Below are 24102 nucleotides of genomic sequence, written 5' to 3' on the forward strand. Positions count from 1 at the left end.
GAATGCTTCCTTCCGGACGGATGATCGATTAGTTTCGGTGGCCGGGGAGGACATCACGGTGCCCAACGGAAGTTTGCTCGCGGTCAGTGACCTGCACGTCGTCTACAAGGACAATCGCTCTCTCGTCGAACAGCTGCGGCCGAGAGCCGACGGCGACTGGCTGATCGTCGCCGGTGATGTCGCCGAGAAATACGCCGACATCGAGTGGGCACTCCGCCTCCTCGCCGGCCGCTTCGCCAAGGTCGTCTGGGCGCCGGGGAACCACGAGCTGTGGACCCACCCCAAGGACCCCGTCGACCTGCGCGGCGAGAAGCGCTATCTGCACCTCGTGGAGCTGTGCCGGAGTCTGGGCATCGCCACCCGGGAGGATCCGTATCCGGTCTGGCAGGGCGAGGGCGGCCCGGTGGCCGTGGCCCCGCTCTTCGTGCTCTACGACTATTCCTTCCGGGTGCCCGGCGCCGACACCAAGGAGGAGTCGCTGCGCCGCGCGTACGAGGCGGGAGTGGTCTGCGCCGACGAGCACTTCCTGCACCCGGACCCCTATCCGGGCCGTGACGACTGGTGCCGGGCGCGGGTGCGGTACACGGAGGACAGGCTCGCCGCCGTCGACCCCGCCCACCGCACCGTGCTCGTCAACCACTGGCCGATGCTCCGGCACCCCACGGAGATCCTGCGCTACCCCGACTTCGCCCAGTGGTGCGGCACCGAGCTGACCGCCGACTGGCACCGGAGGTTCCGCGCGGCGGCCGTGGTCTACGGCCACCTGCACATCCCCCGCGTCACCTGGCACGACGGAGTCCGCTTCGAGGAGGTCTCGGTCGGCTATCCGCGCGAGTGGCGCCCCCGCCCCCCGCGCGAACCCCTGCGGCAGATCCTGCCCAGACCGGCCGGCGAGCGGCGAGGAGCAGCCTGGTGATCGAGCGCATCCTGCCTGCCGAAACGGTCTCGGAGGAGAACTTCGGCCCGCTGCCCGCCGACGTGGCGCACCTCCTCCTTCCCGAGGAGGCCGCGCACGTGGTGCGCGCGGTGCCCAAGCGGAAGGGCGAGTTCGCGACCGTACGGGTCTGCGCGCGCAAGGCCCTCGGACAACTCGGCCTGGCACCCGTGCCCCTGCTCCCCAACCGGCGCGGCGCCCCCGGCTGGCCCGCCGGCGTGGTCGGCAGCATGACCCACTGCGAGGGCTACCGCGCGGCCGTCGTGGCGCGCGCGGCCGACGCCGTGTCCATAGGCATCGACGCCGAACCGGACGCTCCGCTGCCCGACGGTGTCCTCGATGCGATATCCCTCCCGGCCGAGCGGACGCAATTGGCCGAACTGGCCGCGCGACGGCCCGAGGTGGCCTGGGACCGGATGCTCTTCAGCGCGAAGGAGAGCGTCTTCAAGACCTGGTATCCGCTCACGGCCCAGGAGCTCGACTTCAGCGAGGCGGAGCTCTCCTTCGACGCGGCGGGCGGAACGTTCTCGGCTCGCTTGCTGGTGCCGGGGCCTGTGGTCGGCGGATGCCGCTTGGAGGGTTTCACGGGGCGGTGGCTGGCGGCGGAGGGTCTGGTCGTGACGGCGATCGCCCTGATGGCGGGCTCGCGATCCCCGGAGGGCGGGCTGAGGGAGTCTTCGGTGGGGTGCGGCTAGGGGGTGCGGGGCTGGGGAAAAAGATCAGGTGGCGAGGGGGAAATTCGTGAACGTCACGGCAGATAAGGGGAGTTCGCGATTCCGTGCGGCGGTCAGTGCCGCGTCGAGCTCGCCCACCTCTTCCGGTGTGAGGGCCACCACCCACTCGCCCTCGCCGGTGAAGTCGGCGGACCGCCAGACGCTCGGCCCGGTCACGGGCTCGGTGAGGATCTCGGTCATACGGGCCCCACTCCGGGTCGGAAGAAGTCGAATTCCCCTCGACTTCCCCTCGACCGCGTGAGGAAGAAGGCGGCTGCGCAAGGGAGTTGAGGGCACCCACGCGGGCGTGAACTCGATCACCTCCGCCTCCGGTCCATGGCGTGGGCAGCTGCCCTCGTGGAAAGGTTTTCCCGAGGGCCACCGATTCCAAGTCCGTGCGGAGACAGTGCGACCGGCGACGCGCCGGCGTCGAGTCGACGACCGGCACAGCGACGGAGAAACAGTGACCAGGTCGAAGCGATTGCCCGTCCTCGTGACCGGTGCCGCCCTGCTCGGGGGTGTGCTGGCCGGCTGTGGTTCCGGTGGCGGATCGTCCGCTTCCGGCGGTACCGACACCCTGTCCGTCGGGCTCGTCGCCGAGCCGGCGAGCCTGGACTTCACCACCACCGACGGCGCCGCGATCCCCCAGGCGCTGCTGGGCAGCGTCTACGAAGGGCTGGTCCGGCTCGACCAGCAGGGCAGGATCCAGCCGCAGCTCGCCGAGCGGTACGAGCGCTCCGACGACGGCCGGACGTACACCTTCCACCTCCGTCAGGGGGTGAAGTTCACCAACGGCGCCGACTTCACCGCCGACGACGTGGTGTTCTCGATCGACCGCGTCAAGAGAGACTGGAAGCTGAAGATCGCCCGCCAGATGGACGTGGTCGAGAAGGCGGAGAAGGCCGACGACCACACCGTCACGGTCACGCTCGGCCGCCCCAGCAACGGCTGGCTGTTCTCGATGACCGAGCGCGTCGGCGCGATGTTCAGCCGCACCGGCGTGGGCGACCTCGCCAACCACCCCGTGGGCACCGGCCCGTTCGAGCTGGCCGAGCGGCGGCGCGGCGAGCGCATCGTGCTCGACCGCAACTCCGCCTACTGGGGCACCGCGCCCCAGCTGAGCAAGGTGACCCTGAAGTACTTCAAGGACGCCGGGGCGATGAACAACGCCATGCTCACCCACGGCATCGACGTCCTCGGCACGGTGCAGGCCCCCGAGTCGCTCTCCCGCTTCGCCGACACCAACCGCTTCCAGACCATCGAGGGCACCTCGACCGGCGAGGTGGTCCTGTCGATGAACAACGCCCGCGAGCCGTTCAAGGACAAGCGCGTCCGCCAGGCCGTGCGCCACGCCATCGACCACAGGGCGCTCGTCGCCACCGCCCGATCCGGCCACGGCAAGCTCATCGGCACCATGGCCACCCCCACCGACCCCTGGTACGAGGACCTCACCGGCAGCTATCCGTACGACCCGGCCAAGGCGGAGCAGCTCCTCAAGGACGCGGGCGCGGAGGGGAGGAGCCTGCGGCTGCGGGTGCCCAACCTGCCGTACGCCGTCTCCGCCGCACAGGTCGTGAAGTCCCAGCTCGACCAGGTCGGGCTGAAGGTGGGGATCGAGCCGCTGGAGTTCCCCGCGCGCTGGCTGTCGGAGGTCTTCACCAAGGGCGACTACGACATGTCGATCATCGACCACGCCGAGCCGCGCGACCTGTGGACCTTCGCCGACAGCGGCTACTACTTCCACTACGACAACCCCGAATTCGGCAGGCTGCTCAAGGAGGGCGACGCCGGGAAGCCGGCGGAGGAGACCGCCCGCTACCGCCAGGCGGCCCGGCTGCTGTCCGACGACGCGGCCGCCGACTGGCTGTATCTGATGCCCAACCTGATGGTCGCCGACAAGAACCTCACCGGCCTGCCGGTCAACCAGACCGGCGAAGGCTTCGAGCTCACCGGTGTCCGCTGGGCCAAGAAGTGAGGCTGCTGCCGCGCAAGCTCGCCTCGCTGCTGATCAGCGCGGTGATCGCGAGCTTCGTGGTCTTCGCCTTCCTGGCCGTGCTGCCGGGCGACCCCGCCGAGGTGGCCCTCGGCACCAACGCCACGCCCGGCGCGGTGGCCGCGCTGCGGCACGAATTCGGCACCGACCGGCCCCTGGCCGTGCAGTATCTCGACTGGGCCCAGGGGCTGCCGCACGGCGACTTCGGCACCTCCTATGTCACCCACGACCCCATCGGCCCCCGGATCACCGACCGTCTGGGCGTCACCTGCTGGCTGGCCCTGGGCGGCATGTGCGTCGCCGTGCTCCTCGCGCTGCCCGCCGGTGTGCTCGCCGCCGCCTGGCACCGCCGGGCCGCCGGGACGCTGCTGTCCGCGCTCAGCCAGGCGGGCATCGCCGTGCCGGCCTTCCTCGCGGGCATCCTCCTCGTCTACGTCTTCGCGGTCCGGGCGGGCGTCCTGCCGGCGGGCGGCTACACCCCGCTCGCCGAGGACCCCGGCGCGTGGGCGCGCCACCTCGTCCTGCCGTGCCTGTCCCTCGGCCTGGTGCAGGGCGCCGTCCTCACCCGCTATGTGCGCTCCGCCGTGCTGACCGTCCTGCACCAGGACTTCCTGCGCACCGCCCGCGCCAAGGGCAGGCGCCGCCGCGCCGCCCTGTGGCGGCACGGCCTGCCCAACGCGGCCGTCCCCGTGCTCACCGTGCTCGGCCTCCAGCTGAGCGCGGTGCTCGTCGGCGCCGTCGTCGTGGAGCGCGTCTTCGTCGTCCCCGGCCTCGGCGACCTGCTCCTCCAGGGCGTGGCCGACCGCGATCTGCTGCTGGTGCAGGGCGTGGTGACCGTCCTGGTGGTGGCGGTGCTCGTGGTGAACGTCGTGACCGACCTGCTCTACCACCTGCTCGACCCCAGGCTGCGGAGCCGCTGATGAGACACCGTGCCACGCTGACGGCCGGTGGCGCCCTGGTCGCCCTCGTCCTCGCCGCCGCGCTGCTCTCCCTGCTGTGGACCCCCTACGACCCCCTGCACGTCGACGCGGCCCACCGGCTGGCACCGTCCGGCGGCGGACACCTTCTGGGCACCGACCAGTTCGGCCGGGACGTCGCCAGCAGGCTGATGACCGGGGCCCGCACCACCGTCTTCGTGGGGCTGGTGGCCGTCGGCTCCGCGACGGTCCTCGGAGTGCCGATGGGCATCGCGGCCGGGATGTCCCAAGGATTCCTCGGTGCGCTGGTGATGCGGGTGAGCGACTTCCTGCTGGCCTTCCCCGCGCTGCTGCTGGCCATCATGCTGGCGGCCGTCTACGGCACCAGCACGCTCACCGCGATGACCGCCATCGGCATCGCCTCGGCGCCCGGCTTCGCCCGGGTGAGCCGGGCGGCCACACTGCGCGTCATGGCGGCCGAGTACATCGACGCGGCCCGGCTCGCCCGGCGCACCCCTGTGGCCATCGCCTGGCGGCACGTCCTGCCGAACATCCGGGACGTCGTCATCGTGCAGGTGTCCGTCGCCTTCGCCACCGCCGTGCTCGCCGAAGCCGCGCTGTCCTACCTGGGTCTCGGCACCCCGCCGCCCACGCCCTCCTGGGGGCGCATGCTGCTGGACTCCCAGGAGCTGCTGTTCTCCAAGCCCGAGCTGTGCCTGTGGCCGGGGCTCGCCATCGCCGCCGCCGTCCTCGGCCTCAACCTCTTCGGCGACGGGCTGCGCGACCGCTTCGACCCCACGCTCGAAGGAGTCCGATGACCACCGCGCCCCTGCTGGAGGTCACCGGGCTGGGCGTGACCGCGGGCGCCGTGCCGCTCGTGCGCGATGTCTCCTTCTCCCTCGCGCGCGGCGAACGCCTCGGCGTCATCGGCGAGTCCGGCTCCGGCAAGACCCTCACCGCCCTCGCCCTGCTCGGCCTCCTCGACGACACCCTGCGGGCCACCGGCGGCGCCCGGCTCGACGGCGTGCCCTTCGACCTCGTGGGCGCCTCCGACCGCGAGCTGTCGACCGTGCGCGGAAAGCTCGCCGGAATGGTCTTCCAGGAGCCGATGACCGCCCTCAACCCCGTGATGCGCGTCGGCCCGCAGATCGCGGAGACCCTGCGGCTGCACGGAGCCCGTACGGAGCGCGCCGCCGCCCGGGAGGCGGCGGTGGGCCTCCTGGGCCGCCTGCGGCTGCCCGACCCCGTCCGCGCCGCGCGCTCCTACCCCCACCAGCTCTCCGGCGGCCAGCGGCAGCGCGGCGTCCTCGGCATCGCCCTCGCCAACGACCCGGCCCTGCTGATCTGCGACGAACCGACCACGGCCCTCGACGTCACCGTGCAGAAGGACATCGTCGACCTGATCACCGGCCTGTCCGAGGAGCGCGGCACGGCGGTGCTCCACATCAGCCACGACCTCGCGCTCGTCGGCTCGGTGTGCCACCGCGTGCTGGTGATGTACGGCGGGCGCGTCGTGGAGAGCGGGCCCGTGCGGCGGGTGCTGTCGCGCCCGGCCCATCCGTACACCGAGGCCCTCCTCGCCGCGTGCGACCTCTCGCCCGGCGCCCGCCCACGGGCGATCCCCGGGACCGTGCCCGCGCCCGGCGCGCTGCCGGAAGGCTGCGTCTTCCGGGACCGCTGCGCCTACGCGGACGACGCCTGTGCCGTACGCCCCGAACCGGTCACGGACGCGGCGGGCGGCACCGTCGCCTGCTGGCACCCCCGCCCCGGAAGCGCCCCGGCCGGGACCGTGCCGCCGTCGCCGGAGACGCCCCGGGAGGCCGGCCGGGTGCTGCTCACCGCCCGGAACCTGACCCGCCGCTACGCCCGTCCGCGGGCCCGTCCCTTCGCGCCGCGCGCGTACGTCACCGCGCTGGAGGACGTCGGTCTGGAGCTGCGCGCCGGACGGCGCCTCGGCGTCGTGGGGGAGTCGGGCTCCGGCAAGACGACGCTGCTGCGCCTGCTCGCCGGGCTGGACCGGCCGACGTCGGGCACGGTGGAGGGCGCGGGCCGGGCGGGCCTCCAGGTCGTCTTCCAGGACCCCATGGGCTCGCTGGACCCGCGGATGCGCGTACGGGACATCGTCGCGGAGCCCCTGCGCGGCGCCGCCTCCGCCGGGCGGGTCGCGGAACTGCTCGCCGCGGTGGGCCTGCCCGCGGACGCGGCGGGCCGCTACCCCCACCAGTTCTCGGGCGGCCAGCGCCAGCGCGTCGCCATCGCCCGCGCGCTCGCCCCGGAACCCTCGGTGCTGCTGGCGGACGAGCCGGTGAGCGCGCTCGACGTCTCGGTGCGGGCACAGATCCTCGACGTGCTGAGGGCGGTGACAAAGGAGCGGGGCATGGGGCTGTGCGTGGTGTCCCACGACCTGGGGGTGATCCGCTACCTGTGCGACGACGTGCTCGTGATGCGGCAGGGCCGGGTGGTGGAGCGGGGCACGGTGGACGCGGTCTGGAACGACCCGCGGCACGCCTGTACGCGGCAACTGCTGCGCGCGGTACCGGTGCTGGGGCGGGGCCTCTCCGGCTGAGATGGCGCCGGTCCCGTGAGCGGGGAGGTCGGCACCCGGGCGCGGCTGTTGTCCTTGTCGGCCCCGCGCATGCTCGGGGCGAACGGCCGCGCCCAGGTTGCCGCCGTCGCCCTAGATGATGTCGCCGCATCAGCAACCCAGTCAATCCTAAGAGTTGCCCCTACACCTTCAAGGAAAAGCTTAGGGTTGATCCATGACCCTCGACGACCTGAAGGTGTTCGTCATGGTGTGTGAGGCACGCAACCTCAGCGCCGTGGCCCGGGAGATGAAGTGCACGCAGTCCGCGGTCAGCCAGCACGTGCGCCGCCTGGAGAAGGAGGTCGGCCTCCCGCTGATGGAGCGCCGGCCGCGCGGCGTCGTGCCCACGCCGGCCGGCCGGATCCTCCGGCGCGCCGCCTCGGACAGCCTCACCGCGCTGTCCGAGGGACTGCGGATGCTCGACGAGCTGCGGACGGGCCACGGCGGTGGCGTAGTCATCGCCACCGGCGCCACGACGATCCGCAACTTCCTGGGCCCGGCCATCAAGGACTTCAGCCGCGCGTTCCCGGAGGTGGGCCTGGAGTTCCGCACCGAGCGCTCCAGCGGCCGCTGCCTGGACGTGCTGCGGGCCGGTTCCGTCGACCTGGCCTGGGTGACCATCACCCCGGGAGGTGACATCCAGGGCGTCGAACAGCGGCCGGTCGCCAGCCTCGACTGGGTGCTGGCCGTACGGCCGGACGACCCGCTCGCGCAGGAGAGCGCGCTGCGCGCCGAGGACCTGGCCCGGACCCGGCTCATCCGCCCGCCCGCCGGGACGAGTTCGGGCCGGCAGGTGGAGCACTATCTGGGTGAACACGGCCTCCCGGCGCGCGCGACCACCACGCGGGCCACCGACTGGGACACCGCGCTGCTCCTCGCCGAACTCGGGCTGGGGCACGCGCTGATACCCGCGGTGCCGGGGCTGTTCGGCCAGGCGGGTGACGGCGTCCGGCTGATCCCCGTCAGCGGCATCCCGTCACTGGACGTGGGGTGGGCCGCCCGGCAGTGGTCGGCTCTCTCGCCCTCCGCCCGGGAGTTCGCGGACACAGTCACCCGGCACGTCGCCGACGCCTGACCCGTCCAGGGCGCACAGCGTCCCGTACGCGGCCTGCACGAAGGGGGCGAGCGGAGTGGGCGAGGTGTCGGCCAGGGCCGCGATCGCGCAGCCGGAGCGGGGCAGGAACCCGGCGAACGCGCTGAACCCCCGTGTGCCACCGGAGTGATGGAGCAGCGGCCGGCCGCCGCGCGGGCGGAGGTTCCACACGAGGCAGACACGGTGGCCGGTGCGGGGCAGGGCCAGCCGGGGGCGCTGCACGTCGGCGAGCGCGGTCCGCAGGCCGGGCGGTCCGGCGCGTTCGGGGTCGAGCAGGGCCAGCAGGCAGCGGAGCAGGTCGCGGGCGCTGGAGCGGAGGGCGCCGGCGCCCGGCAGCCCGGGGACGAGCCAGGGCGGCCGCGGCCTGCCGTGCCAGTGGCCGGTGGCCTGGGGGCGGTAGGGGTCGCAGTCGGTGTCGGACAGGCCGAGCGGCGCGAGGACGCGCTCGGTGAGGAGGTCCGCGTAGTCACCGCCCGCGGCGCGGGCCAGGACGTGACCCAGCAGCCCCACACCGTAGTTGGAGTAGCGCACCCGGGTGCCGGGCCGGTGGTGCAGCCGGGTGCGGGGGAGGGCGGCCATCAGGTCGGCGGAGGTGAAGGCGGCGTACGGATTGCTGAACCAGGCCGCGCGGGCCTCCCGGCCGATCAGCCCCGGCGGCAGCCTGGGCAGCCCCGAGGTGTGCGTGGCCAGGTGCAGCAGGGTGATCGGCGGGCCCGGTACGACGCGTGGGAGATAGCGGTCCAGGGGATCGTCGTAGCGCACCTCCCCGCGGGCGACGAGTTCGGCGAGCAGCAGTGCCGTGAACGTCTTGGTCAGGGAGCCGACTTCGAAGCGCGTTCCGGGTTCGGCAGCCCCCCGGCACAGCAGCACGCGCTCCTCGCCGCGCACCGCCGCGACGGCCACGGCACGCGCGCCGTCGGCGGCGCCCAACAGGGGCGTGAGGGCACGGGCGAGCGCCTCACTCACGGCTCGCGCGCCGCGCGGGCGAGCGCGATGGAGCCCGCGACGGCGGTGACCACCACGGTGTGCTGGTGGTCCTTGAACCGCTGGTGGGGGTCGTCGTCCACGGGGTCGGCGTCCCGGGGCACGAAACCGTCCTCGTGCTGGAGTGCGGCGATGGCCTCCCAGTCCGAGGGCTCGCAGTAGGGCTCGTCCAGGGAGGCGCCGACGATGAGCAGCTCCGCGACCAGGTCCCACTGCCCGACCTCGCGCCAGATGTCGATCCACACCGGCAGCCAGGTCCGTACGTACGCGGTGAGGTCCGGCGGCAGACCGTGCGGGCGGCCGCCCCAGTCGGTGAGGTGGAAGACCGTGTGGGTCATCGCGTAGGCGGTGATCCAGTTGATCGCCCAGGGCTCCGGCGTGGCGCCCAGCCAGGTGGCGCGGGCGAGCGCGGCCCAGTCGGCGTCGTGGGCGAGCCCGGCGACGCGGGCGGCGTTGGCGACGGCGAGCCGGCGGTTGGGCAGCAGCTCGACGCCCTCCACCGAGCGCAGCCGGGCGCGGTGGGCCAGCAGCCGGTCGAGGTCGGCGTGGCGGTAGCCGCAGCGGACGAAGGGCGCGTACATCTCCAGCGGATCGGTCATCAGGGTGTGCCGGAGCTGGCGCTCGTAGAGCATGTCGCCCTCGCGCAGCTGCTGCCAGGTGAAGTCCATCAGGGCTTGCGCGGCGACCAGTTGGCCGGCCCCGGCCACGCCGTCGCGCAACAGGATGGACGCGGCGAGGGTCGTCTCGCCCAGTGGCTTGTAGACGCTGTCGGGGTCGGCGATCGTCTCGGTGGTGCCTTCCGGGAGGGCGCCGTGCGCGCGGTTGGCGTGCAGCCAGGACAGGGCCCGGTCCGCCATGCTGCGGGCCGCCGTGGCCACGGCTTCCGGAACCGTCATGTCCGTACCTCCTGCGTGCCCTGGTGGTGCCGTCCTTCGAGCAGGTGGCGCGCGACGGCCAGGTCCAGGGCCGTCCGCGGGCTCTCGCCGCCCAGCAGCCGTACGTGTTCGAGCGCGAGCAGCGGTTCCAGCGGGAGCGGGACGCCCTCGTGGGCGAGCCACGCCAGCCAGCGGATGAGGCGCACCGCCGTGGGGAAGTCGCGGCGCAGGAGCGAACGGGTGACGCCCCGGCCGAGCGGCAGGGCCGCGCCGCGGGCGGCCTCGTGCACGGGCCCGTCGAGTCCGGGGGTGGCCAGCGTCGCCAGCTGGGCCATGCGCACGGACCAGCGCTGCCAGTCCGCGGTGTCGGCGAGCGCGGCGTCGCCCTCGGGCTGCGCGGCGTCCACGCGCCAGGTGCCGTTCCCGCCGAGGCGGGCCAGCAGCTGTGCCGTCGCCCAGTCGCGCCAGGCGGCGGTCCGTTCGTCCACGGGGGCCGTGGGCCCGGTGCCCGGCAGCGGGAACGCCTCGAAGGAGCGGGCCACGGCGGCCGCGTCCTCGGCGTGGAAGGCCGCGTCGGCCAGGACGTACGGGGAGAAGGTGTCCGCCCCGATCACCCGGATCGCGGCGAGTGCCGCCAGGGCGTCGGGGGCGCTGTCGATGTGGCGGGCAACGAGCGCCGTGCCCTTGGCGCCCCGCAGGGCACCAAGGACACGGATCGCCAGATCATCGGCCGCCGCGGCGAAATCCGCCCGCGAGCTCACTTGCCCTTCGGCTCCTTCGGCTCCTTGGGGGACAGGAGGAGCAGCGCGAGCAGGAAGCCCGCCGCTTCGGGTGCGGGGAGTGGCGGATCGCTGACCGTGGCCTCGGGTTCCACCATCAGCGTGCCGATCGCGGCCGCCTCGGAGGGGGTTGCGACGAGTCGGAGGGTCTCTTGAGCGAGCATCAGCGTCTCCTTGCAGCGGAATGTCATCACTTGTCCGTGATGTCGGATTCGACTGTAAAAGGATCCGTGGGCATCCGCAGCTCGAGAGCAACCGGAAGAGGCAAACGGGGGACCGGACGGGTGTACCCCGGAACTCCGTTATTGCGGGCAAAAAGGGAAGCGGCGAAGTAAAGGGGAAAAAGATGGGGGAGAGGGGGATGTTGCCGGTGATTCCATGAGAAATCCATCGTCCGGGTGAATCGCTGGGGCTTGTGTGTGGCGTGCTTGTCATTGCGGCATGGTCTGAAAATAGGCTGGCGCGCCATCGGCGGGGCCCTGGGCAAATGGGAGTGCTGCGATGACCACTTCGGACTCCGTGCGAAGCTGTCCCTTCCGACACGATGAGGCTCTGGAGCCGGACCCCTTCATGACGCGGATGCGGACGGAGGCCCCGGTCGTCCGGGTCCGCATGCCGTACGGCGAGGGCCGGTGCTGGCTGGTCACGAGCTACGACCACGTGCAGACGGTCACCTCGGACAGACGCTTCAGCCGGGCCGCGCTGGTCGGGATGGACTTCCCGCGGATCACCCCGGCGCCCATCGTCCAGGCCGAGGCGATCAACGTCATGGACCCTCCCGACCTCAACCGCGTGCGGAAGCTCATCGTCAAGGCGTTCACCACCAAGCAGGTGGAGGAGCTCAGACCCTGGACCCAGAAGACGGTCGACGCCCTGCTGGACGGCATGGAGGAGCACGGCGCTCCGGCCGACGTCGCCGACCACCTCGCGGGCCGGCTCCCGCTGATGACCATCTGCGAGCTGCTCGACATCCCCGAGCGGGACCGCAAGCAGCTGCGCGGCTGGGCGATGGCCATGATGTCCATGGCCGCCGCGGACAAGACCTCCGCGGCCGAGGCGAAGGCCGGTCTGCGGGCCTATTTCAGCGAGCTCGGCAAGGAGCGCCGGCGCAACCCCGGTGACGACCTGATCAGTTCACTCGCCACCGCGCGCATCGGCGACGAGATGCTCGACGAGAACGAGCTGGCGGTGCTCGCCATGCTGCTGGTCGTCACCGGACACGACACCACCACCTACGACATCAGCAACATCATCTACACCCTGCTCACCCACCCCAAGCACCTCATGCAGCTGCAGGAGCGGCCCGAGCTTCTCCCGCAGGCCATCGAGGAGCTGCTGAGATTCATCCCGTTCCGCCAGGGCGTGGGCATCCCGCGGGTGGCCCTGGAGGACGTCGACCTCGACGGGACGACCATCAAGGCGGGCGACACGGTCCATGTGTCGTATCTGACCGCCAATCGCGACGAGATGGTCTACGAACACCCCGACGAGCTGGACTTCGAGCGCAAGGACCCCGCGGTCCACATGGCCTTCGGATACGGCAGCCACCACTGCCTGGGTTCCCACATGGCCCGCATGGTGCTCCAGGTCTCCATCGGCACCCTGCTCAACCGTTTTCCCGAACTGAGGCTGGCCGTACCGGCGGAGGAGGTGCAGTGGAACACCGTCTCCATCTGGCGTTATCCGCTCGCCCTGCCGGTCGCCTGGTAAGGAGCGGATCATGGCAACTCTGTGCAGGCCGTCCATCGCCGTCCCCGAGTACGTCATCACCCGGGAAGAAACCCTGGATCTCGCGCGCACGCTGCACGCGGACCACCCTCAGCTGGGCCTCGCCCTGAGACTGATCGGCAACACCGGGGTGCAGACCCGGCACCTGGTGCAGCCCATCGAGGACACCCTCAAACACCCGGGCTTCACCGCCCGCAACGCCCTCTACGAGATCGAGGCCAAGTCCCGGGTGCCGGACGTGATCCGGCAGGCCCTCGACCACGCCGAGCTCACCACCCGGGACATCGACCTCATCGTCTACGTCTCGTGCACCGGCTTCATGATGCCGTCGATGACCGCCTGGATCATCAACACCATGGACTTCCGGTCCGAGACCCGGCAACTGCCCATCGCCCAGCTCGGCTGCGCCGCGGGGGGCGCGGCCATCAACCGCGCCCATGACTTCTGCACGGCCTACCCGGCGTCGAACGTGCTGATCGTCTCCTGCGAGTTCTGCTCGCTCTGCTATCAGCCCACAGACCTCGGCGTCGGCAATCTCCTCTCCAACGGCCTCTTCGGCGACGCCCTCGCGGCAGCGGTCGTCCGGGGCGAGGGCGGCTCCGGCGTCCGGCTGGAGTGCAACGGCTCCCATCTGGTGCCCGACACCGAGGACTGGATCTCCTACGGCGTCCGCGACACCGGCTTCCACTTCATGCTCGACAAGCGGGTGCCCGGCACGATGGCCATGCTCGCCCCCGCCATGCGGGCCATGGCCGAGCCCTACGACTGGGACATGTCCGGCCTCGACTTCTACGTCGTCCACGCGGGCGGCCCCCGGATCCTGGACGACCTCTGCACCTACCTGGACCTCCCCTCGGAGATGTTCCGCTACAGCCGCGCGACGCTCACGGAGCGGGGCAATATCGCCTCGGCGGTGATCTTCGACGCGCTGGAGCGGCTCTTCCTGGACGGCGGGGCGGCGGATGGCGCGCGGGGGGTCATCGCGGGGTTCGGCCCGGGAATCACGGCGGAGATCGCCCTGGGGACGTGGTCGCGGTCGGAGGCGGCGGTGCCTGTGGCTTGAGGCGGGGTTTTTCTCCCCAGCCCCGCCCCTTCCCGGCTGCGTCTGATGTGCGGCTCCGCCGCGTGGGGGCAAGCCCCCAGCCCCCAGCAACACGCTTCGCGCGTTGTCGTCAATCGCCGGACGGGCTGAATATCAGCTCGTCCGGCGATTGAGGACGCGCCCGCAGGGCGCTGGGGTCCGGTGGTCTCCCCGGTTTCGGGAAGGGGCGGGGCTGGGGAAAAGCGCCACCCGCCCGCACCCTCTCGCCGAGGCCCGCCAGAAATCACACCCCGTACCCGCGAAGCACCGGCTCCCCGAACACATCGTTCAGCGGCCCAGGCGAAGCCACCCGCTCACCCACCAGGTGATACAACGCCCCCTCCCACAGAGGAAACACCGGCAGCGCCGAAAGAAGCAGCGCCTCCACCTCCCGGTACGCCGCCAGGCGCGAAGCCGCGTCCGGCACCCCTCGCGCCCGCGCGAGCAACCGCTCGACAGCGGCATCCCCGTACCCCACACTCCGCGACAGCGGAGCCACCGCACTGTCCGCGGACAAAAAATCGATCTGCCAGTTCAGCCGGAACGGCCCGTCCAAACCTGGAAGTTCGGAGAGAAAGGAGGACCGTTCCGCCGGCACGGCCGCGGCCGGGACGCCCAGTCCCGCCCCCACCCCCGCCGCCAGATCGGCCGCCCACCCCTCATGCCCCTGCCCGGCGGGATAGCGGAAGACGAAGCGCGGCAGCGGCGCCGCCCCCCGCGACGCGAGGAGCCGGCGCGCCCCGGCGGGGTCGTAGGGGATGACGGGCGGCAGCGGGCCCGCCGGGTCCAGGACCGTCGGCAGGAGCCGGTGGGCGACGGGGCGCGTGCCCGCGAAGTGTCTGCGGCCGATCGCCGCACGGTCCACGCACATGGCCACCGCCCGCCGCACCACCGGATCGTCGTAGGGCGGCACGCCGGTGGGGAAGGCGAGGAAGGTGACCATGGGGTTGGGCGTGACGCGGAAGCGCGGTCCGCCCTCGCGCGCCGCCACGTCGATCGTGGTCGGCGGCACCTCGGTCACGTCCACCTCGCCGCGCAGGAACTCCTCGTGGGCCGTGGCCAGATCGGGGTCCGTGCGGAAGGTGATCCGCGCCGCCCGCCCGGCCCCGCCCGCCGGGTGCGCGGCGTTGGCGGCGTAGTAGCCGTCGAACCGCTCGACGGTGAGCTCCTCGCCCGGCCGCCACGGCCCCGTCAGAAGGTACGGGCCGTTGCTGACCGGGCGCAGGGCGAACCCGGCGGGGTCCGCCTCGGCCAGTTCGGCGGGTACGGGCGCGGTCGCCCGGTGGCTGAAGACGGCCGCGATGTCGTGGAAGGGGCCGGTCAGCCGGATCTCCAGCAGCAGCTGCCCCAGGACGCGCACCCCGCTGAGCCGGGCGCTCCGGCCCGCCCGTACGTCCTCGTACCCCTCCACCACCGCGAGGTGCTCGGCCAGTTCGGAGCCGGTCTCCGGCGCGACCACGCGGGAGAGCGCGTAGCGGTAGTCCTCGGCGGTCACCTCGCGGCCGTGGTGGAAGCGCACGCCGGGGCGGAGCGCGAAGCGCACGGAGCGCCCGTCCGGTGCCACTTCCCAGCCGCTCGCGGCGGCGGGGGCGAGCCGGCCGGTGGCCGGGTCGCTGTCCACGAGGGGGTCGGCGATGACCCCCGCGATCAGCGCGCCGTCGTGTTCGAAGGCGGTGCCGGGGTCGATCGCGGACGGCATGCCGAGGCGGACCCGCAGGGTGCCGTCGCTCATCGTGCCGGGGCGTGGGTCACGGCCGCGGTCTCCAGCCGGTAGCGGGCGATGCCCTCCAGCACGGCGCGGCGGACGGTCGCCTCGTCGGGCCCGCGCAGCAGGAAGCGGCCGCCCGCGTGGTCGTAGCCGCCCTCACCGTCGAAGACCTGCCCGGGGGCCGGCAGCGCCTCCCCGTAGAACTCGGGTATCGCCTCGACCAGCGAGTTGCGGCTGAGGACGCGCCGTGGCCACGGCTTCGGTTCGGGGAAGACCAGCCAGCCGCCGCCGACCCCGGGGCCGGGCTGGGTGAGCTCGTCCGAGGGGGTCATCGGGGGCAGGCCGACCGCCGCGCGCACGGACTCGGCGTAGAGGTCGATGCCGAAGATGTCGCGGTGGACGAACGGCACCCCGGCCCCGCCCGGCCGCAGGCCCACCTCCAGGAACACGTGCTCCCCGGCGGGGTCGACGATCACCTCCAGGTGGAACGGGCCGTCCCACAGCTCCAGGGCGTCCAGGCAGTCCGCCGCGAAGCCCATCAGGGCGTCGCGCCGCGGGCCCGGGTCGAGGAGCACCGAGCCGAGCGGCAGGCCGCGGGTGAAGTCCAGGCAGGTGTTGACGTACGCGGAGGCGGTGGCGAAGTGGAAGTGCCCGTCGCGGCGGATGCCGTCCACGTGGTGGATGGCGCCCTCGACGTACTCCTCCGCCTCGTAGCCACCCCGGTCGACGCTCTCCAGGGCCTCCTCCAGCTCGCGCTCGGTGCGCACGAGCAGCACCCCCTTGGCCGAGGCGCCGTCGCGCGGCTTGAGGACCATCGGCAGGCCGAGCTCGTCGGCGAGGGACTTGGCGTGCGAACCGGAGTCCAGCGCCCGGTACTTCGGAGCCCGCACCCCGGCCATCCGGATCCAGCGCTTCATCCGCGTCTTGTCGCGGAACCGCAGGACGTACTCCGTCTTCCGGCCCGGCGCGCCGAGCGCCTCCCGCAGCCGGGCCGCGGTGATCAGGTCGAACTCCGACAGCCCGATGATGCCGGCGAGCGGGCCGTGTGTCTCGACGATGCGGCGGGCGGCGGGCAGCAGCGTGTCGTACGCCATGTCCTCGACGACGACGGTCTCGACGGCGCCGTCCCGGTCGAGGGGCGCGAGCGCGTCGGCGGTGGCCAGATAGGCGAGCCGGAAGCTGCCGGGCGGGACGAAGCGGTGGTACTCGCCGAATTCGTCGTCGAACCGGTTGAGGACGAGGAGCAGCGGGGCAGTGTCCTGCCCGGATGACTGTGCGTTCACGGTGGCGTTCCCCAGTGGTGGTGTCCGGCGTTCGGTCAGTGGTCCCAGCGGATCAGGGCGGGCAGGGCGATCAGGGTGACGAGCAGGGAGAGGGCGCCTCCGACGAGCCAGGGGGAGACCAGGCCGAAGGAGTTGGCGACGAAGCCGCCGACGAGCGAGCCGAGCGGCATCGCGCCCCAGGTGAGCATGCGGGCGGCGCCCGACACCCGGCCGAGCAGCTCGGCGGGCACCAGCCGCTGGCGCACGGACTGCACCACCACGACCCACAGGGAGACGCTGACGGAGAAGACGGTGAACAGCGCGACGACGGTGACCGGGCTGCGGCCCACCAGGCCGATCGCGAGCCACATCAGCGAGCAGGCGGTCTGCGCCCCGATGGCCGTCAGCCGGGGCCCGGCGCGGGCGACGACGCGGCCGCCGACCATCCCGCCGACGACCCCGCCGATCGCCATGGCCGCCAGCAGGACGCCGTAGCCGCGGTCGCCCACGTGCAGCTCGTCGTGGGCGAACAGCACCAGTGTCGACAGCGCCATGGCCTCGCAGAACATGGCCGCCCCCGCGACCAGCGACAGCGTGCGCAGCAGCCGGTGGCGCAGCAGCCAGCGCAGCCCCGCGACGATCTCGGCGGACAGCTTCTGGCCGTCGGCCGGGCGAGGCTCCCGGGCGGGGGCGCGGATGCGCTGGATGAGCAGGACGGACAGGGCGAAGGTGAGGCTGTTCAGCCAGAACGGCAGCGGCGCGGCGAACGCGAACAGGGCCGCGCCGAGCGGCGGTCCGGCGAACTCGCGGGCCACCGTCTCGCTCGCCACCAGCCTGCCGTTGGCCCGCTCCAGATGACGTTCGGGCACGACGGCGGCGATGACGGTCTGGCCGGCGGTGGTGAACAGCACCTCGGCGGAGGCCACGCCGAACGGCAGCAGGTAGAGCATCCAGATCCGCGTGAGGCCACTGGAGACGAGGACGGCGATGACCGCCACCAGCAGCGCCTGCGTGATCTGCGCGCCGAGCATCAGCCGGCGGCGGTCCATCCGGTCGACGAGGGCCCCGCCGACCACCGACAGCAGCAGCCAGGGCAGCGTGGCCGCGAAGGCGACGCCGGAGATCAGCCGGGGATCGTCGGTGAGACTCTTGGCGGCCAACGGCAACGCGGCGACGAGCGCGCCGTCACCGAGCGGCGCGATGAGACTGGCGGACCAGAGGAAGCCGAAGTCTCTGCCTATGCGGTTGTCCTGGGCGGGCGGGGATGCGGTCTGTTCCAAAGGGTTCGTCCTCGACGGATGTAGGCGGCCGCTGTGTGACCTCGCTTCAGCCTGTCCGGCGTCCGAGGACAACGCGCGAAGCGTGTTGCTGGGTCTGGGGCGGCAGCCCCTCACGTGGCGGAGCCGCCGTCAGACGCAGCCGGGAAGGGGCGGGCAGGGGAAAAAGCGCCGGTCAAGCGAGCCGCACCGCATCACCGATCGCGTTCCAGCGTGCGACCGCCTCACCGAAGGACTCCGCTTGGAAGATGACATGTCCCAGCAGACTCCGAAAGTCCTCCGCGGGTGGGACCTCTGCCCCCCGCTCGTAATAGAGCGAAACATCCAACACGTCGTCAGACTCCCGCAGTTCCTCCAGCCCCACAAGCCCGTTGAAGGACCGCACCCCCGACTCCGCGACAAAACACCGCATCGCCGCGCACTTCGCCCGCGGCGCCGAGAAGACGCCCAGCTCGGCGGGGTCGAGCCCGGTGTACGCGGCCAGCATGACGCGGGCCAGGGAGACGCCCGTGACGAGCTCCACGAGCTGGGGAATGGAGTGCCCGGCGAGGCGGGCGCCGATCTCGATCAGCACGGGATCGCCGTCGGGCAGGCGGAGTTCGCAGTGGAAGGGGCCCAGGGTGACGCCCAGCGCGCGGCAGACGTCGGTGACGTACGCCTCGACGGCGGCCCGCACGGGTGGCTCCAGCTCATGCTGGACGATCATGCCGAGCTCCACGAAGTAGGGCTCGGCGCCGAGGAGTTTGGAGGTGACGGAGACGATGGCGACCTGGCCGTCGAGCACATACCCCTCGACGCTGACCTCCGGCCCGGCGACGTACTCCTCCAGCAGCACGGGCCCGTCGAGGCCGCGGCCCATGTCGGTGCGCGGGTCGGCGCGTATCCAGTCGTACGCCCGGCGCAGCTCCGCCGTGGTCTCCACCCGCGTGACGTGGATGCTGCCCGCCGAGCGGGTGGGTTTGAGGACCGCGGGGAAGCCGACCCGGGCGGCGGCCGCGTCCAGGCCGGCGGCGTCGGACGCCTCGGCGTAGCGCGGCACCCGCAGCCCGGCGGCCCGCGCCCGGTCGCGCATGACCGCCTTGTCCCGGAGCGCCTCCACGCCGGCCACGGGCAGGCCGGGCAGCCCCAGCCGGCCGGCGAGCCGGGCGGCCGTGCCGACGTAGAACTCGAAGCCGGGCACGATGCCCGCGAACGGCCGCTCGCGATGCAGCTCCGCCACCGCCTCGTACAGCGCCGGCTCGTCGTTGGTGTCCACCACGACGAGTTTGTCGATGTGCTCGCGCAGCGGCCCGGGAATGCGCCGGTCGTCACGGTCGTAGGAGGCGACGACGAGCTCGAAGCCGAGCGCGCGGGCCTCGACGAGCAGTTGATTTCCGGACGACATGGGCTCGACGACCAGAATGCGGATACGGGATCGGGGCAGCGGTTCGGTCATTGCAGTGGCTCTCCGGGACATCGGTGGCGGCGGCCCGGAACGGGTCGGGGCCGCCGCTTGCGTTCACTGGTCGGAACAGCGGTGCCGGTGCGCCGGGCGCTGTCAGGCGGAAACGGCCTCACGGGCGCCGACGGTGACCTCGTAGAGCTCGGCGAAATAGTCACCGATGAGGTCGATGAAGGTGGTGAGGTAGATCTCGGCCTTCTCCGGCGTGCTGAAGTTCTCCACCGCGCGGGACACGGTCCGGAACATCAGCTCGTCGTGGTCGTGCTGTTCGTCGAAGGCGATGTGCGCCTGGGTGCCGTGCACATATTCCTTGCCGAATTCCTCGGCGGCCTTGTCGGTGATGACCGGGTTGTAGCGGTCGGAGTACCACTCGACGAACCAGTCCCAGATGGTGGTGGGGGCCGGACCCGCGTGGTCGGCCTCCAGCCGCAGGTAGCCCATCAGCTTGGCGGTCGAGATGAGCACCGGGGTGGCGTCCAGCTGCTCGATCGTCAGACCGAACTTCTGGAGGTCACGGGTGAACATGTTCTCGTGCCCGAATTCCTCGGCCAGATAGCGGGCCAGCTTCGCGGCCAGCTGATCGTCCTTGGAACCGACCTTGTAGAGGGCGTAGCTGTCCACCTCGTTGTTGAGGCGGATCCGCAGCACGGTCTCGGTGATGTGGCGGATGTAGTAATCCCGGTCGATCCACTCGCCGCGGTGCAGCTCGCGCATCTTCGGGACGCGCTTGAACTGCTTCTCCAGCAGCTCGGCGGCGAGGGACTCAAGACGATCACGGTCGAGCTTAGGCATGCTTCTATACAGCCTTTCGATGGTGATTCCACCGGGCGACAGAAAAGGCCGGGCCCAGGGTCATCGACGGAATGGGAAGGGCCGCGCAGAATTTCTTTTACCAGTATGAAACATGGGGGGCGCGCTTCAAATAGCCAATTCGCAAGGCTTGGCCTGCCCTAGACGAAGACCGGGCTCCGGTTCTCCGGGCGCTCGGCGGCCCCGGCCTCCGCGGTCTGCGCGACCTCGTCGAAGGCGCGGGCCAGCCGCCGGACGCCGTCCCGCAGCAGGTGCTCGTCGAGCGTGAACGGCAGCCGCAGCCTGCTGTCGTAGGTGCCGCCGGTGCCGAACCTCGGGCCGCTCAGCAGATGAACCCGGTGCCGTTCCGCGGCAGTTGCCAGCGCGCTGCTGACGGCCGTGCCCAGGTCGACCCACAAGGTGGTCCCGCCGCTCGGGAGCGTGTACCGCCAGCTGGGCAGATGCAGGTCGAGTGCCGAGGCCAGGGCCGTACGGCCGGCCAGGAGTGCCGCTCTCCGTTTGGCCAGCAACTCGTCCGCCGAGGCCATCAGCCGGGCCGCGAGCACCTGGTCCGGCACCGAACACGTCGTCCCCAGGCCGCTGTTGAGCACAGCGAGCCGGTGCACGGTCGACGTCGCCGCGCGGATCCAGCCCACCCGCACACCGTCCCCGGTCACCGCCCGCGCCGAATCGATCAGCGCCACGGTGCCCTCCGGGGCGTGCGCGGCGAGCGACTCGGGCATGCCGCCCTCGTCCAGCCGGAGATCGGCCGCGCTCTCGTCGGCGACCAAGAGCGTGCCGGTGCGCAGCGCGGTCCGTACGAGGAGGCGGCGCTCCTCGGTCTGCATCACATGGCCGGTCGGCTGCTGGAAATCCGGCGTGAGCAGCGCCAGTTGGGGCCTGGTCTGGTGCAGTGCGGCGCTGAAGAGCTCGATGTGCCAGCCGTTCGCCCCCAGGCCCACGGGCCACGGGCGGGCGCCGTGCAGCCAGATCGCGTCCATGACGTGGGGTGCCGCGGGCGATTCGATGAGGACGCGCTGCGCGGGCCGGGCCCGCAGCCGCAGCATCAGCTGCCAGCTGTGCCCGACCCCCTGGGTGATCAGGATCTGCGCGGGCGAGGTGGGCAGTCCGCGCGCGGTGTAGCGGTCGGCCACGGCCTGCCGTAACTCCGGCAGCCCGTACGGCTCATGGCTCCGGTCGGCGAACGCCCTGGCCACGGCCGGGGCGATGGCGTCCAGCGCCCGGCCGAGATGCTCGTCGGGGACGTGCAGGAGGTCGGAGGCGAAGTCGGCCGCCCAGTCGGTGGCGGGCCTGCACCACTGCGCGGCGGGGCAGGGCGAGGCCGTCTCGGGGCCGTCCGCCGCCGGCTCCGGCAGCGCGATCACGGTGCCGGAACCCCGCGCGCTGCGCAGCCGGCCCTCGGCGCGGAGCATGTCGTACGCCTTGGTGACGGTGGTGCGGCTGATGCCCAGCTGCCCGGCGAGGGCCCGTTCAGGAGGCACCCGGGTGTCTGGCGACAGCTGGCCCTCGCGGATGAGGATCCGGACGCGCCGCGCCAGCGCGTCGTACGCGGGGCCGCGCGAACGCCAGTCACCCAGGAGGCGTCCCATCTGCCCTGGGCTCATCACGTGCAATATCTCTGCCACTGTGTGCCATTCGGGAAGGGCCGGTGCGTCCGCGCGGTCGTCCGAGGTCCTTCGGGCCGCCCACCGGAACGCACAGGAAGTGTCCCGCTATCCGGGTTCGGTAGCAGGTGGAGCCTGGCGAATGGGGCTTTCGGCACACAGCGGGGCCCGATAGTGGCGTGGGGGGCGGCCCTGCCGGTGCGGTGACGGAGCGTCGAAGGCAGCGGCGGAACCGGTACGGCGACCAAGTCGCGATCTGACGCGAGCCCGCGCAGGACGCGGCTCACAACCCCTCTTTGACTCCCCCGTCATGCGCACATGCTCAACAGGGGTGCGGCGGGGTGTCAAGGGTTTCCACGCGCTCGCGGACACCGCCCGCGCAGGCGAGTGACGGGGGAGGGGCCCCCTTGCGCCTGCGGCGGACGGTGTCCGGACCGCGCGCCTGATTTACAGGTCGAACTCCGCCGGGTTGATGCCCACCGCGAAGCACGCCTCGCGGACGACGGCCTGCTCGTCCTTGTCGAAGTCGCCGTCGGCGCCGCCGATGACGATGCCGATCTGGATGACCGCCCGCGCCTCCGTCGGCTTCTTCTGGACCTTGCCGATCGTCTGGAGGATGCTGACCTTGCCGAAGTCGAAGTCGGCCGTCAGCTTCTGGCAGTAGTCGTTGAAGCGGGCCTGGAGGTCGTCGGCCGGGAAGTTCTGGAGGACGTCGTTGGTCGCGATCAGCGACGCGACGCGCTGCCGCTCGGAGGCGTCGATCGAGCCGTCGGCCGCCGCCACCAGCGCGCACATCGCCATGCTCGCGTCGCGGAACGCCCCGCTCTTGAGGTCGTTCTTCTTCGCCACGAGCTGACCCTGCATCGTTGCGGCGGAGTCCTTGAGCCGGTCCCAGAGCGCCATCTGTGTCTCTCCTCGTGAAAATCAGGGGTGCACAGACGGAACGGACCCAAAGGTAAAGAAGTTCCCAAGGGGGCGGGCGGGGTCCCGGGGTCAGGTGGCCATCGGGTCGAGGTGCAGCGGGCGCACCCTGCCCTCCAGCATCGCGCCCAGCCCCATCACCGCACAGGTGTCCGGGTGCTCCGCGATCCGCACCTTCATCCCCGTGGCATCCGCGATCATCCGGTCCAGACCCGGCAGCACCGCGCTGCCGCCGGCCAGCATCACGCCGCGCTCCGCGAGGTCGGCGACGAGGTCCGGCGGGCAGTCGCGCAGGACACGCCCGATGGCGTCCAGCACGCCCGTCAGCGGGGTGTGGATCGCCTCGCGGACGTGCTCGGTGCTCACCATGACCGTGCGGGACAGCCCCGTGGCCACATCGCGCCCGCGCACCTCCGCGCCCTCCTCCATGGGGTCCGCGCACAGCGCGCGCTGCAACGGCGCCAGGCCCTGCGTCGGCAGCATCAGCTCATGCCTGCTGCGCAGGTGCTGGACCACCGCGTAATCGATGGCATCGCCGCCCACCAGCACCTTCTCGGCCGCCACGATCGCGCCCAGGGAGAGGACGGCCACCTGCGTGGACGCCGCCCCGCAGACCACGATCATCGTCGCCTCGGGCTGTTCCACCGGCAGCCCGCACCCGACGGCCGCCGCGATGAGCGTGTCCACCAGCTCCACCCGGCGCGCGCCCAGCCCCGTCAGCGTCTCCGTCGCCGCCCGCTGCGCGAGCGGCTCCGCGTCGTGCGGCAGGCAGACCGCCGCCCGCAGCAGCGGCTTGCGCCGCCAGGCCCGGCGGATCTTGTCGCTCACCAGGAAGCGGAGCATGCGCTGCGCCATGTCGATGTCCACGACCGTGCCGCCGGAGATGGGCCGCACGACCCGGATGTGGTGCGGCGTACGCCCCGCCATCCCCTCCGCCATCGCGCCCACCGCGATCAGGGAACCCGTGCGCGTGTTCACCGCCGCGATGCTCGGCTCGTCCACGATCAGTCCGGTGTCCCGGACGTAGAGCCGGGTACGGGCGGCCCCGAGGTCGACGGCCACGGTGCAACGGCGCAGCTGCTCAAGGCTGTGAGGGGTCAAGACGGATCCTTCCCGAAGACGGCGCTGGACCAGCCGGGGGCCCACGGGTCCATCGTGCGGGGCGTCTTGGGGTTGAGCTCTCTGGGTTGGGCCGCTTGGCTGATGGGGGGTTGGGGGGTGCCACTCTTGTGGCGTAGGGGTTGTGTGTGGCTGGGGTTCGGGTGGCCTCAATCGCCGGCCGGGCTGTGGTTGTGGTGGGTGCCGGGGGTGGGTCTTCCGGGCTGGGGACCTGGAACGCGGTGCGCTGCGGGTCGCCCGCCGCTGATGGCCCCAACTCGCCCCCCCCCCCCCAACCCC

The 24102-nt window shown here is 72.1% G+C and carries 22 protein-coding genes; 9 read left to right on the forward strand and 13 right to left on the reverse strand.

Annotated elements, in window-relative coordinates:
- The first annotated feature begins 58 nt into the window (after nucleotides 1-58).
- Nucleotides 59-916 (forward strand): metallophosphoesterase family protein, encoded by an 858-nt coding sequence (locus ACZ4A5_RS27085; RefSeq protein WP_467589643.1) that lies wholly within the window; start codon nucleotides 59-61, stop codon nucleotides 914-916.
- On the forward strand, nucleotides 913-1629 hold the full coding sequence (locus ACZ4A5_RS27090) for a 4'-phosphopantetheinyl transferase family protein (protein ID WP_467589582.1): 717 nt from the start codon (nucleotides 913-915) through the stop codon (nucleotides 1627-1629). The genes ACZ4A5_RS27085 and ACZ4A5_RS27090 overlap by 4 nt, the downstream gene beginning before the upstream one ends.
- A gap of 24 nt (nucleotides 1630-1653) precedes the next feature.
- On the opposite strand, the gene ACZ4A5_RS27095 is transcribed toward ACZ4A5_RS27090, so the two are convergent.
- Nucleotides 1654-1848: a hypothetical protein gene (locus ACZ4A5_RS27095; RefSeq protein WP_467589585.1), complete on the reverse strand. Its 195-nt coding sequence runs from the start codon at nucleotides 1846-1848 to the stop codon at nucleotides 1654-1656.
- 262 nt (nucleotides 1849-2110) lie between these two features.
- On the opposite strand from ACZ4A5_RS27095, the gene ACZ4A5_RS27100 reads away from it, so the two are divergent.
- From ACZ4A5_RS27100 to ACZ4A5_RS27120, 5 genes are all read left to right on the forward strand, one after another.
- Nucleotides 2111-3622: an ABC transporter substrate-binding protein gene (locus tag ACZ4A5_RS27100; protein WP_467589589.1), complete on the forward strand. Its 1512-nt coding sequence runs from the start codon at nucleotides 2111-2113 to the stop codon at nucleotides 3620-3622.
- On the forward strand, nucleotides 3619-4560 hold the full coding sequence (locus tag ACZ4A5_RS27105; RefSeq protein ID WP_467589592.1) for an ABC transporter permease: 942 nt from the start codon (nucleotides 3619-3621) through the stop codon (nucleotides 4558-4560). Before ACZ4A5_RS27100 ends, ACZ4A5_RS27105 begins: the two co-directional genes overlap by 4 nt.
- Nucleotides 4560-5375, forward strand: coding sequence for an ABC transporter permease (locus tag ACZ4A5_RS27110; protein ID WP_467589595.1), 816 nt, complete (start codon nucleotides 4560-4562; stop codon nucleotides 5373-5375). The genes ACZ4A5_RS27105 and ACZ4A5_RS27110 overlap by 1 nt, the downstream gene beginning before the upstream one ends.
- A complete protein-coding gene (locus ACZ4A5_RS27115; RefSeq protein WP_467589598.1) occupies nucleotides 5372-7123 on the forward strand; it encodes a dipeptide ABC transporter ATP-binding protein in 1752 nt (583 codons plus the stop codon). Before ACZ4A5_RS27110 ends, ACZ4A5_RS27115 begins: the two co-directional genes overlap by 4 nt.
- A 193-nt stretch (nucleotides 7124-7316) precedes the next feature.
- A complete protein-coding gene (locus ACZ4A5_RS27120) occupies nucleotides 7317-8216 on the forward strand; it encodes a LysR family transcriptional regulator (protein ID WP_467589601.1) in 900 nt (299 codons plus the stop codon).
- On the opposite strand, the gene ACZ4A5_RS27125 is transcribed toward ACZ4A5_RS27120, so the two are convergent.
- Genes ACZ4A5_RS27125 through ACZ4A5_RS27140 form a run of 4 tightly spaced genes read right to left on the reverse strand, consistent with a single transcriptional unit; the run spans nucleotide 8118 to nucleotide 11036 of the window.
- On the reverse strand, nucleotides 8118-9200 hold the full coding sequence (locus tag ACZ4A5_RS27125; protein WP_467589604.1) for a serine hydrolase domain-containing protein: 1083 nt from the start codon (nucleotides 9198-9200) through the stop codon (nucleotides 8118-8120). The genes ACZ4A5_RS27120 and ACZ4A5_RS27125 overlap by 99 nt on opposite strands.
- Complete coding sequence (locus tag ACZ4A5_RS27130) at nucleotides 9197-10114, reverse strand: DUF6895 family protein (protein ID WP_467589607.1); 918 nt, start codon at nucleotides 10112-10114, stop codon at nucleotides 9197-9199. The genes ACZ4A5_RS27125 and ACZ4A5_RS27130 overlap by 4 nt, the downstream gene beginning before the upstream one ends.
- Nucleotides 10111-10854 (reverse strand): hypothetical protein, encoded by a 744-nt coding sequence (locus tag ACZ4A5_RS27135; protein ID WP_467589610.1) that lies wholly within the window; start codon nucleotides 10852-10854, stop codon nucleotides 10111-10113. Before ACZ4A5_RS27135 ends, ACZ4A5_RS27130 begins: the two co-directional genes overlap by 4 nt.
- Nucleotides 10851-11036, reverse strand: a complete 186-nt coding sequence (locus ACZ4A5_RS27140) for a hypothetical protein (protein ID WP_361529689.1) — start codon at nucleotides 11034-11036, stop codon at nucleotides 10851-10853. The genes ACZ4A5_RS27135 and ACZ4A5_RS27140 overlap by 4 nt, the downstream gene beginning before the upstream one ends.
- A gap of 337 nt (nucleotides 11037-11373) precedes the next feature.
- Between ACZ4A5_RS27140 and ACZ4A5_RS27145 the strand changes: the two genes are divergently transcribed.
- Entirely contained in the window at nucleotides 11374-12582 is a 1209-nt protein-coding gene (locus tag ACZ4A5_RS27145) for a cytochrome P450 (RefSeq protein WP_467589613.1), read from the forward strand.
- A 10-nt stretch (nucleotides 12583-12592) separates the two neighbouring features.
- Nucleotides 12593-13663, forward strand: a complete 1071-nt coding sequence (locus ACZ4A5_RS27150) for a type III polyketide synthase (RefSeq protein WP_398873143.1) — start codon at nucleotides 12593-12595, stop codon at nucleotides 13661-13663.
- A 262-nt stretch (nucleotides 13664-13925) separates the two neighbouring features.
- On the opposite strand, the gene ACZ4A5_RS27155 is transcribed toward ACZ4A5_RS27150, so the two are convergent.
- The 8 genes from ACZ4A5_RS27155 to ACZ4A5_RS27190 all read right to left on the reverse strand — a co-directional run bounded on the left by ACZ4A5_RS27155 (nucleotide 13926) and on the right by ACZ4A5_RS27190 (nucleotide 23805).
- The gene (locus tag ACZ4A5_RS27155; RefSeq protein ID WP_467589617.1) at nucleotides 13926-15413 is read right to left on the reverse strand and encodes an ABC transporter substrate-binding protein; all 1488 of its coding nucleotides are present in this window, start codon (nucleotides 15411-15413) and stop codon (nucleotides 13926-13928) included.
- A complete protein-coding gene (locus tag ACZ4A5_RS27160) occupies nucleotides 15410-16672 on the reverse strand; it encodes an ATP-grasp domain-containing protein (RefSeq protein ID WP_467589620.1) in 1263 nt (420 codons plus the stop codon). The genes ACZ4A5_RS27155 and ACZ4A5_RS27160 overlap by 4 nt, the downstream gene beginning before the upstream one ends.
- 35 nt (nucleotides 16673-16707) lie before the next feature.
- Nucleotides 16708-17931: an MFS transporter gene (locus ACZ4A5_RS27165; RefSeq protein ID WP_467589622.1), complete on the reverse strand. Its 1224-nt coding sequence runs from the start codon at nucleotides 17929-17931 to the stop codon at nucleotides 16708-16710.
- A gap of 172 nt (nucleotides 17932-18103) precedes the next feature.
- On the reverse strand, nucleotides 18104-19363 hold the full coding sequence (locus tag ACZ4A5_RS27170; RefSeq protein ID WP_467589625.1) for an ATP-grasp domain-containing protein: 1260 nt from the start codon (nucleotides 19361-19363) through the stop codon (nucleotides 18104-18106).
- Between the two features lie 102 nt (nucleotides 19364-19465).
- Entirely contained in the window at nucleotides 19466-20161 is a 696-nt protein-coding gene (locus tag ACZ4A5_RS27175) for a heme oxygenase-like domain-containing protein (RefSeq protein WP_467589629.1), read from the reverse strand.
- A 158-nt stretch (nucleotides 20162-20319) separates the two neighbouring features.
- Nucleotides 20320-21783, reverse strand: coding sequence for an aminotransferase-like domain-containing protein (locus ACZ4A5_RS27180; RefSeq protein WP_467589632.1), 1464 nt, complete (start codon nucleotides 21781-21783; stop codon nucleotides 20320-20322).
- Nucleotides 21784-22230: 447 nt separating this feature from the next.
- Nucleotides 22231-22686, reverse strand: coding sequence for a tellurite resistance TerB family protein (locus ACZ4A5_RS27185; RefSeq protein ID WP_361528839.1), 456 nt, complete (start codon nucleotides 22684-22686; stop codon nucleotides 22231-22233).
- 90 nt (nucleotides 22687-22776) lie between these two features.
- Nucleotides 22777-23805 (reverse strand): rod shape-determining protein, encoded by a 1029-nt coding sequence (locus ACZ4A5_RS27190; protein ID WP_398873129.1) that lies wholly within the window; start codon nucleotides 23803-23805, stop codon nucleotides 22777-22779.
- Nucleotides 23806-24102 lie beyond the last annotated feature (297 nt).

It is taken from the genome of Streptomyces sp. NPDC025618 (assembly GCF_055558795.1).

Excerpts from the sequence above, each read along its gene's own strand:
- ACZ4A5_RS27095 (WP_467589585.1), bottom strand. The coding sequence starts at position 1,848 with ATGACCGAGATCCTCACCGAGCCCGTGACCGGGCCGAGCGTCTGGCGG.
- ACZ4A5_RS27110 (WP_467589595.1), top strand. The coding sequence starts at position 4,560 with ATGAGACACCGTGCCACGCTGACGGCCGGTGGCGCCCTGGTCGCCCTC.
- ACZ4A5_RS27115 (WP_467589598.1), top strand. The coding sequence starts at position 5,372 with ATGACCACCGCGCCCCTGCTGGAGGTCACCGGGCTGGGCGTGACCGCG.
- ACZ4A5_RS27120 (WP_467589601.1), top strand. The coding sequence starts at position 7,317 with ATGACCCTCGACGACCTGAAGGTGTTCGTCATGGTGTGTGAGGCACGC.
- ACZ4A5_RS27130 (WP_467589607.1), bottom strand. The coding sequence starts at position 10,114 with ATGACGGTTCCGGAAGCCGTGGCCACGGCGGCCCGCAGCATGGCGGAC.
- ACZ4A5_RS27140 (WP_361529689.1), bottom strand. The coding sequence starts at position 11,036 with ATGCTCGCTCAAGAGACCCTCCGACTCGTCGCAACCCCCTCCGAGGCG.
- ACZ4A5_RS27145 (WP_467589613.1), top strand. The coding sequence starts at position 11,374 with ATGACCACTTCGGACTCCGTGCGAAGCTGTCCCTTCCGACACGATGAG.
- ACZ4A5_RS27150 (WP_398873143.1), top strand. The coding sequence starts at position 12,593 with ATGGCAACTCTGTGCAGGCCGTCCATCGCCGTCCCCGAGTACGTCATC.
- ACZ4A5_RS27155 (WP_467589617.1), bottom strand. The coding sequence starts at position 15,413 with ATGAGCGACGGCACCCTGCGGGTCCGCCTCGGCATGCCGTCCGCGATC.
- ACZ4A5_RS27170 (WP_467589625.1), bottom strand. The coding sequence starts at position 19,363 with ATGACCGAACCGCTGCCCCGATCCCGTATCCGCATTCTGGTCGTCGAG.
- ACZ4A5_RS27175 (WP_467589629.1), bottom strand. The coding sequence starts at position 20,161 with ATGCCTAAGCTCGACCGTGATCGTCTTGAGTCCCTCGCCGCCGAGCTG.
- ACZ4A5_RS27180 (WP_467589632.1), bottom strand. The coding sequence starts at position 21,783 with ATGAGCCCAGGGCAGATGGGACGCCTCCTGGGTGACTGGCGTTCGCGC.
- ACZ4A5_RS27185 (WP_361528839.1), bottom strand. The coding sequence starts at position 22,686 with ATGGCGCTCTGGGACCGGCTCAAGGACTCCGCCGCAACGATGCAGGGT.